The organism is Flavobacterium cauense R2A-7 (assembly GCF_000498475.1).
Lineage (GTDB): Bacteria > Bacteroidota > Bacteroidia > Flavobacteriales > Flavobacteriaceae > Flavobacterium > Flavobacterium cauense.
Genome location: NZ_AVBI01000024.1, coordinates 77441 through 92876 on the forward strand (window position 1 = coordinate 77441; position 15436 = coordinate 92876).

Here is a 15436-nt window from a genome sequence, read left to right on the forward strand (position 1 = left end):
TCAGTTATTGCTAATTGACTAATATCGATGTAATCAGTTAGTCTTCGGAAATAAGTGTAAAGTAGAATTATACCAAATTCGTTTGCAATAAATGTTTTACTTTTTTAACTAATTCTGTCGGATCAAAAGGTTTAGCTATGAAATCGTCAACGCCTAAATTGGAAACTTCCACAACGGTTTGATCTTCTTTTCCCAACGAGGAAATCATGATTATTGGAATGTTCGGATAATTGGTTTTTGAAAACAGTGTAATTTCCAAACCGGATTTGAAAGGCATCATAATATCCGAAATGATTAAATCGGGAAGTACCGTTTCTATTTTTTCGATTCCCTGAATCCCGTCTGTGGCGATATGGGTTTCAAATCCTTCCTTTTTCAGAAGAAAATCCAAAATATTGATGATAATCTTATCATCTTCAATAAGTAATATTTTTTTCATGCTTATGCGGTATTTAATTTTAGAGATTTAAAATTTGTACTGAATTGAAAAAAACAAATCGAATTCGTTTTGAAAAGCATTTGGAGTGTATTCCTGACGGTTAACCATTCCTTGTAAACCCACACAATAATGTTCCCATAACAGTTTGTAATATCCGGCTCCGATTCTGTAGGAACTTAAGGCAACTCTTTGTTGAAATTGTCCCAAAGTTACTCTTTCGTCTGGAGAAGTTCCATAACCGGCAATTACAGTTGCATAATCGTATTTGGTATCGAAATAATAGCGTGTCGTAGCGGTAAAAGCCGGATACATTTTACTGTTTTCCCATTGCCAATACGATTTCAGATTGAACCAATACGAACCAACATATTTCCCAATGCCTACTACTCCGGTTCCTAAATCTTTATCTACAGTTCTTGTATAACGTACGCCTAAATCGCCTTCCCAGCTTTTTCCTAACGTGTGAAAAAAGGAATAAGCGGCGCGAAGTGTTGGAAAAACAGTATTGTCACCCAAAGCAACATTGGCAAACGAATAACTTTTTTTGCCATGAGTGAAATAGGTTTCAAACTCCGATTGGAATCCCGAATTCACACTTTCCCCGAAATAACGACGATCAGCAAAGTTGACGCGGCCGATTAAGGTCAGCTTTTTTCGTTCTCGGATGTATTGTAATCCTATTAAATGCCACGGTCCAACGCCATTGCGACTGAAAGTGGTGAAATTGTAATTCAACCCGATGCGGTCGGAAACGGATTTCAGTTTTAATTCGGTTAGCTGATTTTGTAAATTTTTATCATCAGGAAATTTTTCGGCAACGGAATTCAGGTATTGGATGGATTTTTCATCGTCTTTTTCCAAAGCAATGGCATCCGATTTCAACAGATAGAATTCTTTTTCCTCCGGATAAAAAGTGATGGCTTTGTCTAAAACAACAATAGCATTGTTGCTGTTTTTTTCCTCGATTTCCAATTTCGAAAGATAACTGAACGCCTCTTTGTATTTTGGATTTTCGGTTATGACATGATTGAAATAAAACCGCGCACTGTCTTTTTGTTGTGTCATCCAAAAGGCTCTTCCCAAAACCAGGTGAAAGTCTAAATAATTAGGCGCTTTTTTGATGCCTAAACGCGACAACTCGATTGTTTTTGCGTAATTTTTATTGGTATTTAATTCGAATGCAGTTTTTACCAAAAGACTGTCTGTATCTATTTTTTGGGCTTGTAAACCGATTGAATATATAAGATTGAAAATTAGTATGAATACTACTTTTTTCATGGTTTCTGATTTGAATTAATAAATCCTTTGCGCGACATAACACCCCATTTTTGTTCTTTTCTTCTCAGGAAATTCCAATATCCTTTTAAGGAAGCATACACGTTTAACGGATGGTAAATAAACGGTTCCAGAAACACCATTACAATTAAGGTAAGCATTTCTTTAATGTTTGAATAATGCTGGTACACCAACTGATCCAAAAGCACTGATAATAATGTGATTGCGGTGTAAAACAAATAAATGAAAACGCTCACAATCAGTAAGAAATGGTAATTAATGTCGAAAAACAGTAAATCTAATACCAATACCGTAAGTCCGATAACCTCTAATATTGGAACGGCAAATTCAAAGAATACAAAATAAGGAAAGGCGAGCAATCCGGTTTTGCCGTATTTCGGATTCAGAAAGACTTTTTTGTGTAAAGTTAGGGTCTGAATCAGTCCGCGCGCCCATCTTGTACGCTGTTTCATGAACAATTCCATGCTACTGGGAACTTCTGTCCAACACAAGGTCTCGGGAATGTATTTGATTAGGAAATTTTCCTTTTTCTCATGCATGTATTTTCGCATACGGGTAATCAGTTCGATATCTTCTCCCAACGATTTATGCCAATAACCACCTACTTTAATTACGGTTTCTTTGTCGAACATTCCGAGTCCGCCGGATACTAAAAGTAAGCTGTTCATTTTACTCCATGCCATTCTTCCGAAAATAAAGGCACGGATGTATTCCAATTCCTGAAATCGTGCAAAAAAGTTATCCGGATAATGCGATTGGTACAATTCACCGTCTTTAAATTCACAAGAATTAGAAATTCGTATGGTGGCTCCGGTTGCGATAACTTTTTCGGTATTTTCAATGAAAGGTTTGGCTAAGATGGCGACCGCATCTTTTCGTAAAATACAATCCACATCGGTACAAAGGAAAAGCGAATATTTTGCAGAATTGATTCCGGCATTCGAAGCATCGGCTTTGCTGTTACCATTCACTTTATCGATAACCAATAATTTTGAATAGATAGGGTTGGTTGATTTATAATGTCCTCTAACGGGTTGTGTATGAATCTTTTCCTGATAAAAAAAGTCGACTTTCACCAGGCTGAATTCGGAAATAAGCAAATCTAAAGAGTTGTCTGTACTGCCATCGTTAATGATAATGACTTCGAATTTCGGGTATTCCTGTGACAATAAGGATTTTACGTTGTAAACAATTGTTGCCGATTCATTAAAAGCCGGTGCAATGATGGAAACGCCAACCGTATGGTTCGATTTCACCAATACGCCTTTGTGCAGATAATATTTTGAATTGTAATATTTCTTAATCGCTAAATACGACAATAGTGCCAAAAGCAAATACAAAATCACATAGCTTATCGAATAATAAGCCGCAAAAGTTTCGTAATGTTTTATAAAAAATTCTAACGTTTTCAATTCAGATAGGGATTAGTAACGTGTAACACGATCTTTTTAATGGTATTGTTTTCAGTTTCATTTTCTGCGGTAAAATTGTCAAAATAAGTTTTGTCAATTTTATTGATGCAGTTTACGATTTCGAATTTGATTTCCAGATCGTTTTCCGAGGTTAAAATTTCAGTGGCGAATTGCAGCGTTTTAGTATTTCCGATGATTCCCAGCGTTTTTAAACAGGAAATCCGGTTTCGTTTGTTGCTTTCTGTTGGATAATGATCAATCAGTGTTTCGTTGGCTTCACGCAATTCCAGTTCTCTGATGGCCAATAAGGTTTCTTTACGAACCAGAACATCGTTGTTTTGTAAAAGATGATTTATTTGAGTAATGGTCAGTTGTTCTTTATATCGAATTATAAGTTTCAACGCCAGAATTACGATGGAATTGTTTTCGTGGTAAATCCATTTCACGATATTTTCGGGAAGTTTGGATTTTTTCTGATAAATGATATCCAGAATTTTTAGTTCGTCGGCTCTTGAAATTTTTTCGGTGTAATTGTCCAAAACACCGAATTTTTCATCGGATAACGCAATGGTAGCAATTAAAGCGTTCGAACGTAGGTATTTATTTTTATGATGTAAAAAGGATTTGAGCTGTCCTTTTTTAATTTTATAATCTAAAACCTGATAATGGTATATGCCCAGCGATTTGAAATACCATCTTCGGTCATTGATTAAACGCTGACTGTAACTTTGCAAGCCAAAATATTTGTAAACTAATAAAATCTGATTCTGATCGAAACCGTGAATGTTTTGTTTGAAATGGATTAGTTTATTAAGGATTACATAACGGCACCATTTTTCGTCGTATGGGATTTGGGTTTTGAAATCGGCTATTTTTTCCTTCATTTCTTTTCCGCTGTAACTGGAGAAAATAATTTCAGTTAAAAAATCATTTACTAAAGTGTCGATTTCTCTTTTTTTAAGTGCTAATTGTTCATGTTTATAGCGGTTGATAACCAATGAGAAAACCAGTAGTGTAATAAATAATACAAAAAGCGGAATTACTATGAATTTCAAAACACTTACTATGAATTCGGGGGAAAATGAAGTGTCCGATAAAGTAGGTATAAGATTGTTAAAATAATCGAATTCTGACAGAGAATTTAAATTCCCGATTTCACGAATCAGATTTCGGGTTTCATCTTTAGATAAGACTAAAAAAGGATTAATCATAAAAAATTATCACAATGTCAAGGTTATTTAGGTTTTTATATAACAGATTTGGGGGAATCCTTGAATAAAAATCAAAATTTCGCTCAAATATAGATAAAAAATTGGTTAATAGTTAGTTGAATGTTTTAATTGATTAAAATTCTTCAAAAACACCTAATCCAAATAAGGCAAAGTCGTATTTTACCGGGTCGTTTGCATCTAATAAACGAAGGTTTGTATCCAATTCAAATAACGCTTTGGCATCGTTTTGTTTTCGGGTAAGCAATTCCAGTTTTCGGGCTACGTTTCCGGAATGCACATCTAAAGGGCAGGAAAGTGTTGCCGGAGAAATACTTTTCCAAATTCCCAAATCCACGCCTTTGTTGTCTTGGCGGCACATCCATCGCAGGTACATATTGATGCGTTTGGCTGCCGAACCGTTCATTGGATCGGAAATGTGTTTTTCTGTTCGGGGTAAATGGTTGATTTCAAAAAAGGTTTTCTTAAACTCCGAAATACTTTTCTGCATGGAATTCGGTTCCTGATGGGCTCCAAATACGGCTTCAAGTCCGTTATGATTTTGGTAAATGTGTTGCAGACTTTTAATAAATCCAACGAAATCCTGACTGTTGAAGGTGCGGTGTACAAAAGTAGAAAAGCGTTCCAAATCATCCTCGTTATGCGACATGATGAAATCGTATGGTGCATTTCCCATCAAATCCATCATTTTTTTAGCGTTGTTGATAATCATTTTGCGGTTTCCCCATGCAATGGTGGCAGCTAGAAAACCGGCAATCTCAATATCTTCTTTTTGCGTAAAAAGATGCGGAATCTGTATCGGATCACTTTCGATAAAATCCGGACGGTTGTATACTTCGACTTTTTCGTCGAGAAAAGACTTTAACTCGGAAATATCCATTTAATTTTTCACTACTTCGTTTCGGATATCGCCATCCACCATAATCAGTTTTCGGTCGGCCATATTTGCTAAGTCTTCATTGTGGGTCACAATTACAAAAGTCTGCCCGAATTCGTCACGAAGTTTAAAGAATAATTGGTGTAAATTTTCGGCAGAATGGGTGTCGAGATTCCCGGAAGGCTCATCGGCAAAAATAACAGCCGGTTTGTTGATTAATGCTCTGGCAACCGCAACACGTTGTTGTTCCCCGCCGGAAAGTTCTCCCGGTTTATGATCGTAACGATGTGATAATCCCAAATAATCCAATAGTTTTTTGGCTTCTTCTTCGGTTTCCTTTTTGTCTTTTCCTGCTATGAAAGCGGGAATGCAAACATTCTCCAACGCTGTAAATTCAGGTAAAAGCTGATGAAACTGAAAAATGAATCCCAATTGTAAATTTCGGAATCGGGATAAAGCTTTGTCATTCATTTTTAAGACATCTTCGCCATTAATTACCAAAGAAGAATTTTTCTCTGTAGTTGGTTTGTCCAGCGTTCCCATAATTTGCAAAAGAGTTGTTTTTCCGGCACCGGAAGCACCAACGATAGAAACGATTTCTCCTTTTTGGATATGAAGGTTTACACCTTTTAAAACATGAAGTTTGTCGAAATATTTATGAATGTTGTTAGCCTTAATCATGGTATTCGTTTTGACAAAGAAACAAATTAAATGATGAAAAATTAAATCTCATAGAGCATAAAATACGTATGTAAAGTAATAAAGTTTCGTTAAAGAAAAATTAGTGTTTAATTATTTGGTATATTTGTTAAACAAAATAAAGGTTATGAAAAATTTATTTATATGTTGTTTAGCCCTCATTACTTTTGCGTGTGAAGGCAAAGAAAATAAAAGCAAAGCCGGTATGGAAACAGAAAAAAAAGTTACAGAAGATCAGAATTTAGAAAAAGCTACGTTTGCCGGAGGTTGTTTTTGGTGTACAGAAGCATTGTTTTTAGAAATAAAAGGGGTGGAGAAAGTTCTTCCGGGTTACACTGGAGGTAAAGTTAAGAATCCAACCTACGAAGAGGTGTGCGAGGGAACAACCGGTCATGCCGAGGCTATCGAAATTACCTATAATCCGGAGTTGATTTCCTATGAGGATTTGCTGGAAGTGTTTTTCGGAACACACGATCCAACAACTTTAAACCGTCAGGGAGCCGACGTGGGAACGCAATACCGCAGTGAAATTTTTTACCATTCAGAAGCACAGAAAAAAGCGGCTGAAAACTTTATCAGTCTGTTGAATACACAAAATATTTACGGAAAAAAAGTAGTTACAAAGATTTCTCCTGCCGTGACGTTTTATGTTGCTGAAGACTATCATAAGAATTATTACAACCGAAATAAAAATCAGGGCTATTGTATGGCGGTTATCGCTCCTAAATTGGATAAATTGAAAAAGAACTACAAATCGAAACTTAAAAACTAATCCTAAAAAGCACTTCTTTCATGGAAAACGTAACAGAAAAAGAACTTTTTGAAATCATAGGTGACGATCATCAGATGACTTCTATAGAAACACCACTTCGACCCGATGCATTTTTGAAATCCGACGAAGAGAAAATGGTTGTGATTGAACAGCATTTTAAAGCAATTATGGAAGAGTTGGGTTTGGATTTAACCGATGACAGTTTGAAGGGAACACCACATCGGGTAGCGAAAATGTATGTTCAGGAAATATTCAGTGGTCTGCATCCGGACAACCGACCAAAGATTTCGGTTTTCGAAAACAGTTACAATTATGACAAAATGCTGGTAGAGGCAAACATTAATTTTAATTCTACTTGCGAACATCATTTTTTACCCATTATCGGTAAAGCGCACATAGCTTATGTGTCTGGCGGAAAAGTGATAGGGCTGTCGAAATTAAACCGTATCGTGGATTACTTTGCACGTCGCCCGCAGGTACAGGAGCGCATGACTGTTCAGATCTATAATGAATTATGTGATGTTTTAAATACCGAGGATGTGATAGTGGTTCTTGAAGCTACTCATCTTTGTGTCTCAAGTCGCGGCATCAAAGATGCGTCCAGTTATACAACGACTTTACAATATGGAGGCGTTTTTGAAGAAAAGGAAATGCGGAACGATTTTTTTAATTTATTGAAGAAAGAGCAATAATTGGCATTGATTTTGAGGTCATTGTGATACTAAATACAAATAATGATGTCACAAGAGATAGTGGTACAAACTTCAAAATCCAATAAAACAAAGCACTTGATTTTAAGTCTGCTTTTTGATGCCATTGGCTATGTCTCTTACGGCATTCCGTTTGTGGCAGAACTAACCGATATAGTGTGGGCGCCAATAGCGGGTTTTCTTCTTGCGCGAATGTATAAAGGTACGGTGGGAACTGTGGGTGGAATAACGGTTTTTGTGGAAGAATTGCTTCCCGGACTCGATTTTATTCCAACGTTTACACTTACGTGGGTGTATACTTATTTGATAAAGAAAGAGAATACAATATAGAAGACAGAAAAGGGGTTTATAGTTTAAACTCCTTTTTTATTTCCGAATAAATCGGCAATAAATCCCAATTTCATGCCGCGAAGCATCTTGAAAACAAAGTTTTTAAAGAAGGTATGTTGCCCAAAAATAGTACCGATAGTTACCAAAAGCACTTTGTAAACAGGAAGGATAATCAAAATATAAAGGATCCAGTATAAAACAGGATGTAAATTGTCTTTTGTAATACCAAGCCAAGCCAAAATGGGCTTTGAAAGATAAGAAGCGGTAGTTCCGGTAATGGCAAAAACGACAAAAATAATTGCCATCTGCCAATTGCTTTTAATATTCCAGCGCTCTTTTAAATTTGACATTTTTTTGAAATATGGTCAAAAATACAAATTATGGACGAGGCGTAAAACCTCCAAGGCGAATATTATTTTTTATTTGAAAATATACCAGATAATTATAAATCAAGTAATTTACTTCATAGCCATAATTGATCCCGTTTTGGTAATTTACCTCCATTTGAAATAAATCCCTGTCCCGACTGTTTTTTGGGGAACGGGCACGGTTATTCCATTCGATTATCCAGGGAATATTGCGGCTTTCCAGATGAGCTTGTGTGTAAAAACCTCGTGGTCTGGCTGTAGATTGTAACCACGAATTGAAACCCGGATCTATAATTGTTACTTCGTAATCCAGTTCTTTATTGACAATGCGAACCGTATCGTTCAAAGCTTTAACAGAACTGTTATCGCTAATGGGTTTTGTACTGGAATCACAACCGAAAAGCAACGCCATAAAAAGAAAAATTACTAAAAGAACACCGTTTTTCATCGTAATGGGTTTTCTATAAAGTTACTGAAATTCATTTAAAATAAAACGCTATTTAACAAAAAAGCCAAACATTGGTTTGCTTGGCTTTCTAAATTATCTTGGCTTTATTTTCCGAAAAGTTTTCCGAGCAAACCGCCTAAAAAACCGCCACTTTTTCCAGATAGTGCGGCCGTGGCATCGCTCATGTCTACTTTTCCGTCTTTATTTTGATCTAAGCCGAATTGCCCGCCGTATTTGGAAACGGCATCCATCAGTCCGGAATTTCCACCAATAGAATTTACAATATCGGAAACATTGAAACCCGGTTGGTTCGGGTCGTTCGCTTTACCGATTAGAGAGCCTAAAACTTTCGGAATCATATTTCCGGCAACGCCTGAAGCTGCATCGTTGCTTAAACCGAATTTCTCACCCAAATTACCCGAAAGTTGTTGTGTTAACTGCTGCACAACAGGATTTGAAGCATCAATATTTCCGTTTTTTAATAACCCGGCAACATCGTTTACGTTTCCCTGAGCTACTATGTTTTTTAATCCGGACAAAATGGAATTGCTGGTTTCATTCATAACAGCCTCATTATGCTCGTTTGGAACGGATTGGTTGTTAACAATAGCTTCGCCTCCAAACTGTTTCACTAATTCTGATATCTGATCTAACATGGGAATATTATTTAAGGTTGAATATCAAATTTAAGCAAAAAAAGGTTACAGATTTTAAGATGTTAGCTGCTAAATAAAAAAACGTGCATTTGCAGCGGTTATTTTTTGCTACAAATGCACGTGTTGTAAGATTTTGTATTTCAGTGAATTAGTTGTTTTTCAACAAGCCAATTATCTGCTCGGCTAATTCGGTTCCGATTCTGTCCTGGGCTTCCAAAGTCGCAGCACCAATGTGTGGCGTCATTGAAATTTTCGGATTCATTAAAACCTGAATGGCCGGTGTTGGTTCTTCTTCAAAAACATCTAGGCCTGCGAACAGTACTTTGCCCTCGTCTAAGGCATCGATTAACGCGACTTCATCAATTACACCGCCACGTGCACAGTTTACAATTCCTACACCGTCTTTCATCAGACTGATTTCTTCTTTGCCGATTACATAACCGTCCTGAGCCGGAACGTGAAGGGTAATGAAATCCGAATGTTTTAAAATATCTTCTATCGGTTCGGTTTCAATGTCCACATTGATGAACTGTCCGTTGTAAAAATCTACTTTAATAGTAGCTTCATCCACATATTTGTCGGAAGCAATTACTTTCATTCCCAATCCTAAAGCCATTCTTGCCACTTCACGGCCAATACGTCCGAAACCTATGATTCCAATAGTTTTTCCGCGAAGTTCAATACCGTTGGCATATGCTTTTTTAAGGTTGTTGAATTGCGAATCACCGTCTAAAGGCATGTTTCTGTTGGCATCGTGTAAAAAACGTGCTCCGGAGAACAAGTGTGCAAAAACCAATTCGGCCACCGATTCTGAAGAAGAAGCAGGGGTGTTGATCACGTGAATTCCTTTTTCCACGGCATATTTTACATCGATATTGTCCATACCCACACCACCGCGACCGATGATTTTTAAAGACGGACAACTGTCGATAATATCCTGACGTACTTTGGTTGCACTACGCACCAAAATAACACTTACGTTATTGGTATTGATATAATTGGCTACCTGTTCCTGAGCCACTTTGGTTGTTATAACTTCAAATCCGGCTTTTTCTAGAGCAGCTATTCCGCTTTGAGAAAGTCCGTCGTTTGCTAATACTTTCATTGTGTTGATTTGTTGATTTGATAATTTGGTTATTTGCTTAATCGAAGAAACAAATAACCAAATCAACTATATTTTGTTTTCTAATTCTTTCATTACGTCTACTAAAACCTGAACGCTTTCAATCGGTAAGGCATTGTACATTGAAGCACGATAACCACCAACCGAACGGTGTCCGTTAATTCCTGAAATTCCGGCTGCTTTCCACATTGAGTCGAATACTTCTTTGTGCGCTTCATCGTTTAAAAGGAAAGTCGCGTTCATGTTTGAACGGTCTTCTTTTACGGTGGTGCCTTTGAATAACGGGTTTCTGTCGATTTCGTTATAAAGTAACTGCGCTTTGGCTTCGTTTCGTTTTTCGATTGCCGGAATTCCGCCTAGATTTTTCAGCCACTGCATGGTTAAAAGTGAGGTGTACACCGCAAAAACAGCCGGAGTATTGTACATACTTTCTTTTTCGATATGTTGCTGATAGTTCATGATGTTCGGAATCGTTCTTCCGGTTTTACCAAGAATTTCTTCTTTAACTACGATAAGCGTCACTCCGGCAGGGCCCATGTTTTTCTGAGCACCGGCGTAAATCAAATCGAATTTTGAAAAATCTAAAGTTCTGGAAAAAATATCCGAACTCATATCGCAAACCATCGGAACATTCGTTTCCGGAAAACTTTTCATTTGTGTTCCGAAAATGGTATTGTTGCTGGTACAGTGAAAATAATTGGCATCAGACGGAATGCTGTATTCTTTTGGAATATGGTTGTAGTTTTCCGGTTTGGAGGAAGCTACTACAATGGTTTCACCAAAAGCTTTGGCTTCTTTTATGGCTCCGTTTGCCCAGGTTCCGGTGTCCAGATAAGCTGCTTTTCCGTCGATTTTCATTAGGTTGTACGGAATTCTTAAAAACTCCATACTGGCGCCACCTTGTAAAAACAAAGCCTGATAGCCTTTTCCGGTTAAACCTAAAAGCTCCAAAGCCAAAGCTCTGGCATCTTCCATAACGGCTACAAATGCTTTATCGCGGTGGGAAATTTCTAAAATGGATAAACCGGAATTATTGAAATTTAAAACGGCCTGTGCTGCTTTCTCAAAAACTTCCTGAGGTAAAATGCACGGGCCGGCGCTAAAATTATGTTTTTTCATTACTTAATCTTTAAAAACCTGAATTACTACTTCTTTTTCTACCAAGTCGGTAAATTTCCCGGTATAACGGGTTGCTTTTACCAAATGATTGTCGATCCAATGGTAATTTCCGCCACGTGGTTTGCCTACTAAAAGGCTGTGGAATTTAAATCCGTGTTTGTTAAGCCATTCTAAGGTTACTTCACGGTGTTCTTCGGTTCTGGAGGTAAAAAAACAAATCTGATGGCCTTCGTCGTACCATTTGTTGATGGTTTCCAAGGCGTCTGGAAACGGTTCGCAGGTTGCCATTCTCTCGGGTTGTTCGTTGGGAACGTCTTCCGTGATTGTACCGTCAATGTCAATGAGGTAGTTCTTAATCCCGTCTTTTAAAACCGGACTAATGTTGTCTTTGTGTTCTAATTGCATTATGTTGTGTGTTTAATGCAAGCAAATTTCCAAAAAAAAAATGACTTCAGCACTAAAAAAATGCGAAAGGGACGATTAATATGGTTTTAGGGATTTAAAGCTATATTTTTAATAAAAATGAAATGGTATCGACATTATCGGCATAATCCCATAATTTTGGTTTTTGCGATGAACCGAAAGAAATACTGTCATTAATTAAATTATTGGACACGATACACTGGATTTTTTCCGAATCTTCTAACAGTTTGGTTTTTACAGTTTCCAAATCGTCGTAAAATTCATAGAAAACGGATGAAATGGGAGAAGCATAACTTTCGTCTTCTTTCAGCGTTAAAAATTCATTGTCTAACAGTGGAAACAGGCTCATTAAGAAAACAGCTTTGTTGTAATCGTAATTGTTGGCATATTTTTCATAGTAAATGATGTCGCCGTATTCGTAAATCGCATCAAAAAACAGTTTGAAATCGTAACCTCTCGGAACAAACAATTTTGAAACATTACGACAACCCAATCCGAAATAACGGAAAATATCTTCGCCTAACCCAATCAAATCTTCTTTAGATTCCTGTCCGTTTAAAACCGCAACCGAATTTCTGTTTTTGCGGATGATGCTTGGTTTGTCTTTAAAATAATATTCGAAATAACGAGCGGTGTTGTTGCTTCCGGTCGCAATTACAGCATCAAAATTTTCCAGTTTTCCTTCCGCGAAAGTGATGCTTTCCGCAAGATTTGGTTCTACGGCAATCAGATATTCGGCTAAAAAAGGCAATAATTTCTGATCGTTGGAAGAGGTTTTAACCATGACGTTATGCCCTGAAATCAAAACCGATAAAAAATCGTGAAAACCTACCAACGGAATATTTCCGGCAAGAATAAGTCCGATTGTTTTGGGCTGAACAGTTGAGAAATCATAGTTTGATAACCATTGGTTCAGGTTTTCTTCCGTTAAGGCTTCTGCCCATGAAGTTATTGAAAAATGAACCTGTTCCGGCGTAAACCAACCGTTGTGGCTCTGTGACAATGCGATTAAATCCAAAAACCGGTCGAAAAACAAATCATTATAAAGAACGCTTTCTTTTTTAGCGGAGTTGTCCAATGAAAATTGGCTTAAAAACTGACCTAAAGCAATAAAAGCTGTTTTTTTCTGATTGAGGTTCATATAATTTGTTTATGAAAGGTTTTGATTGTAATTTTGTGCAAATTTACAGCTAAAAATTAATATACGCTATGGCAATTATTATAACAGACGAATGTATTAACTGCGGAGCCTGCGAACCGGAGTGTCCGAATACAGCAATATATGAAGGTGCAGACGATTGGCGCTGGAAAGACGGAACCCGTTTATCCGGAAAAATTGTGTTACCTGACGGAACTGAAGTTGATTCTGATGCTGCTCAAACTCCGATTTCTGATGATATTTATTACATCGTTCCCGGAAAATGTACGGAATGTAAAGGTTTCCATGAAGAGCCACAATGTGCTGCCGTTTGTCCGGTAGATTGTTGCGTGCCGGATGATAACCACGTAGAATCAGAAGAAACGTTACTGAACAGACAAGCCTTTTTGCATAACGAATAAAAAAAATCCCGAGTTGTTCTCGGGATTTTTTTATTTTGAAGTTTACTTGATTAATTCTGCTTTTTCTTTCATTATGGAGTCGGTTTTTTCATCATAGCTTTCAATTACAAGATTACCGTCGTTGTCAAAATGCCCCATTGATATTCTGGTTTTTCCTTTCACTATAAACCCATTGTTGGAAGTTTCTCTTAAAACCGCCAGTTGTTTTTTGGTTGTGGGATTCATTATGGTATATCCGACTTTATCCAAAAGCATCTGGTATTTTTCACCTTTATACATATAATAACCGGAGCGGTCTTTATCGACATAGCGGCTAACACCATCTACAGTAACCTGAATTTTTTCCGTAACCTGAGCCGGAGCCAGCGTCATCTCTTTGTTTATTTTTTTTGATTCGGCATCTTTAAGTTCAACATCCTGAACCTCTTTAAGTTCTTTTGTTGAAATGATTTTTTTCTCCCCGTCAGAATCTTTAATAGTGGTGACAGTGGTTTTTACTTCCTGTTGAACGTTAGTGTTCTGAGCAAAACAATTTCCTGAAAACACTATTGCTACTACTCCTAAAAATACTTTTTTCATAATGTAATTATTTAAAAATTAGTACATTACAAATTTACATTAAATATTTTTCTGTCAATTACATAATTTCACTTTTAAATTATAGTATTAACATATTAGATGTATTTACCGAAACTTATCGTCAGCATATTTCTTGATTGGCTATCAGTTTTATACTTGCGAATAATAAACTATATTTGCACTCCCGAAATCAGGGATATAACAGAATAGCGAATTAGTAGTCGGTACACCGATTGTAAACTTATAGAAAATGAAAGCAGGAATTGTAGGATTGCCAAACGTAGGTAAATCAACTTTATTCAATTGTTTATCCAATGCAAAAGCGCAAAGTGCTAACTTTCCGTTTTGTACCATCGAGCCGAATATCGGTGTGGTAAACGTACCCGATCCGAGAATTAACCGTTTGGAAGAATTGGTAAAACCGGAGCGCGTGCAAATGGCGACTGTAGATATCGTAGATATTGCAGGATTGGTTAAAGGAGCAAGTAAAGGAGAAGGTTTGGGAAATCAATTCCTTGGAAACATCAGAGAATGTAATGCTATCATTCATGTTTTGCGTTGTTTTGATAACGATAATATTGTGCACGTTGATGGTAATGTAAATCCAATCCGTGATAAAGAAACCATCGATATCGAATTGCAGTTGAAAGACTTGGAAACGATTGATAAGCGTTTGGAAAAAGTAAACCGCGCTGCCAAAACCGGAAACAAAGAAGCGCAGGCTGAAAAAGCTTTGTTAGACAGAATCCGTGAAGCGTTAATGCAAGCAAAATCGGCGCGTACGATAGTTCCTCAAAATCAGGATGAAATTGATTTGATGGAAGATTTCCAATTGATTACCACAAAACCGGTATTGTATGTTTGTAACGTTGACGAAGCTTCGGCGGTTAACGGAAACAAATATGTAGATCAGGTTCGTGAAATGGTAAAAGACGAACAAGCCGAAGTAATCGTACTTTCGGTAGGAGCAGAAGCCGATATCACCGAATTGGAAAGTTACGAAGAACGTCAGGTGTTTCTGGAAGATATGGGATTAACAGAACCAGGTTCCGCAGTATTGATTCGTGCAGCATACAAATTATTAAACCTGCAAACGTATTTTACAGCAGGAGTGAAAGAAGTACGTGCGTGGACTATCAAAATCGGAGATACCGCGCCAAAAGCAGCCGGAGTAATCCATACTGATTTCGAAAAAGGATTCATCCGCGCGGAAGTTATTGCTTTCGAGGATTTCTCTAATTTCGGTTCCGAAGCAAAAGTGAAAGAAGCCGGAAAATTAAGAGTGGAAGGAAAAGAATATATCGTTAAAGATGGTGATGTGATGCATTTCCGTTTTAATGTGTAATTAAAGAAAATAGAGAATAGAATACAGAAACCTGCAAACGTAATTTTGCAG

Annotated in this window: 19 protein-coding genes; 5 read left to right on the top strand and 14 right to left on the bottom strand. The window is 37.1% G+C overall.

Annotated features, from left to right (window positions below; all coding sequences use genetic code 11):
* Positions 1 to 67: 67 nt before the first annotated feature.
* From FCR2A7T_RS13705 to FCR2A7T_RS13730, 6 genes are all read right to left on the bottom strand, one after another.
* Positions 68 to 439, bottom strand: coding sequence for a response regulator transcription factor (locus FCR2A7T_RS13705; protein ID WP_023571900.1), 372 nt, complete (start codon positions 437 to 439; stop codon positions 68 to 70).
* Positions 440 to 466: 27 nt separating this feature from the next.
* Entirely contained in the window at positions 467 to 1717 is a 1251-nt protein-coding gene (locus FCR2A7T_RS13710; RefSeq protein WP_035118702.1) for a YaiO family outer membrane beta-barrel protein, read from the bottom strand.
* A complete protein-coding gene (locus FCR2A7T_RS13715; RefSeq protein WP_023571902.1) occupies positions 1714 to 3147 on the bottom strand; it encodes a glycosyltransferase family 2 protein in 1434 nt (477 codons plus the stop codon). Before FCR2A7T_RS13715 ends, FCR2A7T_RS13710 begins: the two co-directional genes overlap by 4 nt.
* Entirely contained in the window at positions 3144 to 4358 is a 1215-nt protein-coding gene (locus tag FCR2A7T_RS13720; RefSeq protein ID WP_035118704.1) for a HEAT repeat domain-containing protein, read from the bottom strand. The genes FCR2A7T_RS13715 and FCR2A7T_RS13720 overlap by 4 nt, the downstream gene beginning before the upstream one ends.
* Before the next feature lie 133 nt (positions 4359 to 4491).
* Positions 4492 to 5256, bottom strand: a complete 765-nt coding sequence (locus FCR2A7T_RS13725) for a TIGR02757 family protein (RefSeq protein WP_023571903.1) — start codon at positions 5254 to 5256, stop codon at positions 4492 to 4494.
* Complete coding sequence (locus FCR2A7T_RS13730; protein WP_023571904.1) at positions 5257 to 5934, bottom strand: ABC transporter ATP-binding protein; 678 nt, start codon at positions 5932 to 5934, stop codon at positions 5257 to 5259. It abuts the gene before it with no gap.
* A gap of 223 nt (positions 5935 to 6157) precedes the next feature.
* On the opposite strand from FCR2A7T_RS13730, the gene msrA reads away from it, so the two are divergent.
* Genes msrA through FCR2A7T_RS13745 form a run of 3 tightly spaced genes read left to right on the top strand, consistent with a single transcriptional unit; the run spans position 6158 to position 7764 of the window.
* Positions 6158 to 6724: a peptide-methionine (S)-S-oxide reductase MsrA gene (msrA, locus tag FCR2A7T_RS13735; RefSeq protein ID WP_051369573.1), complete on the top strand. Its 567-nt coding sequence runs from the start codon at positions 6158 to 6160 to the stop codon at positions 6722 to 6724.
* 20 nt (positions 6725 to 6744) lie between these two features.
* Positions 6745 to 7416 carry a GTP cyclohydrolase I FolE gene (gene folE / locus FCR2A7T_RS13740; RefSeq protein WP_023571906.1) on the top strand — a complete coding sequence of 224 codons (672 nt, stop codon included), beginning with the start codon at positions 6745 to 6747 and terminating at the stop codon, positions 7414 to 7416.
* 42 nt (positions 7417 to 7458) lie between these two features.
* On the top strand, positions 7459 to 7764 hold the full coding sequence (locus tag FCR2A7T_RS13745; RefSeq protein WP_023571907.1) for a hypothetical protein: 306 nt from the start codon (positions 7459 to 7461) through the stop codon (positions 7762 to 7764).
* 23 nt (positions 7765 to 7787) lie between these two features.
* Here FCR2A7T_RS13745 and FCR2A7T_RS13750 read toward each other — a convergent pair whose 3' ends face one another.
* The 7 genes from FCR2A7T_RS13750 to FCR2A7T_RS13780 all read right to left on the bottom strand — a co-directional run bounded on the left by FCR2A7T_RS13750 (position 7788) and on the right by FCR2A7T_RS13780 (position 13042).
* Positions 7788 to 8114 (bottom strand): DUF6787 family protein, encoded by a 327-nt coding sequence (locus FCR2A7T_RS13750; protein WP_023571908.1) that lies wholly within the window; start codon positions 8112 to 8114, stop codon positions 7788 to 7790.
* 28 nt (positions 8115 to 8142) lie between these two features.
* The gene (locus FCR2A7T_RS13755) at positions 8143 to 8580 is read right to left on the bottom strand and encodes a DUF6146 family protein (RefSeq protein WP_023571909.1); all 438 of its coding nucleotides are present in this window, start codon (positions 8578 to 8580) and stop codon (positions 8143 to 8145) included.
* 104 nt (positions 8581 to 8684) lie between these two features.
* Positions 8685 to 9236 (bottom strand): hypothetical protein, encoded by a 552-nt coding sequence (locus FCR2A7T_RS13760; RefSeq protein WP_023571910.1) that lies wholly within the window; start codon positions 9234 to 9236, stop codon positions 8685 to 8687.
* 148 nt (positions 9237 to 9384) lie between these two features.
* Positions 9385 to 10341: a D-2-hydroxyacid dehydrogenase gene (locus FCR2A7T_RS13765; protein WP_035118767.1), complete on the bottom strand. Its 957-nt coding sequence runs from the start codon at positions 10339 to 10341 to the stop codon at positions 9385 to 9387.
* A gap of 66 nt (positions 10342 to 10407) precedes the next feature.
* Positions 10408 to 11478, bottom strand: a complete 1071-nt coding sequence (serC, locus tag FCR2A7T_RS13770) for a 3-phosphoserine/phosphohydroxythreonine transaminase (protein ID WP_023571912.1) — start codon at positions 11476 to 11478, stop codon at positions 10408 to 10410.
* Positions 11479 to 11481: 3 nt separating this feature from the next.
* Positions 11482 to 11883 (bottom strand): LNS2 domain-containing protein, encoded by a 402-nt coding sequence (locus FCR2A7T_RS13775; RefSeq protein WP_023571913.1) that lies wholly within the window; start codon positions 11881 to 11883, stop codon positions 11482 to 11484.
* A 100-nt stretch (positions 11884 to 11983) separates the two neighbouring features.
* Positions 11984 to 13042 (bottom strand): acyl-CoA reductase, encoded by a 1059-nt coding sequence (locus FCR2A7T_RS13780; RefSeq protein ID WP_023571914.1) that lies wholly within the window; start codon positions 13040 to 13042, stop codon positions 11984 to 11986.
* 68 nt (positions 13043 to 13110) lie between these two features.
* On the opposite strand from FCR2A7T_RS13780, the gene FCR2A7T_RS13785 reads away from it, so the two are divergent.
* Complete coding sequence (locus FCR2A7T_RS13785; protein WP_023571915.1) at positions 13111 to 13461, top strand: 4Fe-4S dicluster domain-containing protein; 351 nt, start codon at positions 13111 to 13113, stop codon at positions 13459 to 13461.
* Positions 13462 to 13503: 42 nt separating this feature from the next.
* Here the strand turns inward: FCR2A7T_RS13785 and FCR2A7T_RS13790 are convergent, their stop codons facing one another.
* The gene (locus FCR2A7T_RS13790) at positions 13504 to 14040 is read right to left on the bottom strand and encodes a hypothetical protein (protein ID WP_023571916.1); all 537 of its coding nucleotides are present in this window, start codon (positions 14038 to 14040) and stop codon (positions 13504 to 13506) included.
* A gap of 250 nt (positions 14041 to 14290) precedes the next feature.
* On the opposite strand from FCR2A7T_RS13790, the gene ychF reads away from it, so the two are divergent.
* Positions 14291 to 15385: a redox-regulated ATPase YchF gene (gene ychF / locus FCR2A7T_RS13795; protein WP_023571917.1), complete on the top strand. Its 1095-nt coding sequence runs from the start codon at positions 14291 to 14293 to the stop codon at positions 15383 to 15385.
* Positions 15386 to 15436 lie beyond the last annotated feature (51 nt).

What these genes read in the sequence shown, in the direction of transcription:
- FCR2A7T_RS13730 (WP_023571904.1), bottom strand. Translation starts at nt 5,934, where the DNA reads ATGATTAAGGCTAACAACATTCATAAATATTTCGACAAACTTCATGTT.
- FCR2A7T_RS13785 (WP_023571915.1), top strand. Translation starts at nt 13,111, where the DNA reads ATGGCAATTATTATAACAGACGAATGTATTAACTGCGGAGCCTGCGAA.
- FCR2A7T_RS13720 (WP_035118704.1), bottom strand. Translation starts at nt 4,358, where the DNA reads ATGATTAATCCTTTTTTAGTCTTATCTAAAGATGAAACCCGAAATCTG.
- msrA (WP_051369573.1), top strand. Translation starts at nt 6,158, where the DNA reads ATGGAAACAGAAAAAAAAGTTACAGAAGATCAGAATTTAGAAAAAGCT.
- folE (WP_023571906.1), top strand. Translation starts at nt 6,745, where the DNA reads ATGGAAAACGTAACAGAAAAAGAACTTTTTGAAATCATAGGTGACGAT.
- FCR2A7T_RS13745 (WP_023571907.1), top strand. Translation starts at nt 7,459, where the DNA reads ATGATGTCACAAGAGATAGTGGTACAAACTTCAAAATCCAATAAAACA.
- FCR2A7T_RS13760 (WP_023571910.1), bottom strand. Translation starts at nt 9,236, where the DNA reads ATGTTAGATCAGATATCAGAATTAGTGAAACAGTTTGGAGGCGAAGCT.
- FCR2A7T_RS13710 (WP_035118702.1), bottom strand. Translation starts at nt 1,717, where the DNA reads ATGAAAAAAGTAGTATTCATACTAATTTTCAATCTTATATATTCAATC.
- FCR2A7T_RS13750 (WP_023571908.1), bottom strand. Translation starts at nt 8,114, where the DNA reads ATGTCAAATTTAAAAGAGCGCTGGAATATTAAAAGCAATTGGCAGATG.
- FCR2A7T_RS13705 (WP_023571900.1), bottom strand. Translation starts at nt 439, where the DNA reads ATGAAAAAAATATTACTTATTGAAGATGATAAGATTATCATCAATATT.
- FCR2A7T_RS13725 (WP_023571903.1), bottom strand. Translation starts at nt 5,256, where the DNA reads ATGGATATTTCCGAGTTAAAGTCTTTTCTCGACGAAAAAGTCGAAGTA.
- FCR2A7T_RS13775 (WP_023571913.1), bottom strand. Translation starts at nt 11,883, where the DNA reads ATGCAATTAGAACACAAAGACAACATTAGTCCGGTTTTAAAAGACGGG.
- serC (WP_023571912.1), bottom strand. Translation starts at nt 11,478, where the DNA reads ATGAAAAAACATAATTTTAGCGCCGGCCCGTGCATTTTACCTCAGGAA.
- FCR2A7T_RS13780 (WP_023571914.1), bottom strand. Translation starts at nt 13,042, where the DNA reads ATGAACCTCAATCAGAAAAAAACAGCTTTTATTGCTTTAGGTCAGTTT.
- FCR2A7T_RS13755 (WP_023571909.1), bottom strand. Translation starts at nt 8,580, where the DNA reads ATGAAAAACGGTGTTCTTTTAGTAATTTTTCTTTTTATGGCGTTGCTT.
- FCR2A7T_RS13790 (WP_023571916.1), bottom strand. Translation starts at nt 14,040, where the DNA reads ATGAAAAAAGTATTTTTAGGAGTAGTAGCAATAGTGTTTTCAGGAAAT.
- ychF (WP_023571917.1), top strand. Translation starts at nt 14,291, where the DNA reads ATGAAAGCAGGAATTGTAGGATTGCCAAACGTAGGTAAATCAACTTTA.
- FCR2A7T_RS13765 (WP_035118767.1), bottom strand. Translation starts at nt 10,341, where the DNA reads ATGAAAGTATTAGCAAACGACGGACTTTCTCAAAGCGGAATAGCTGCT.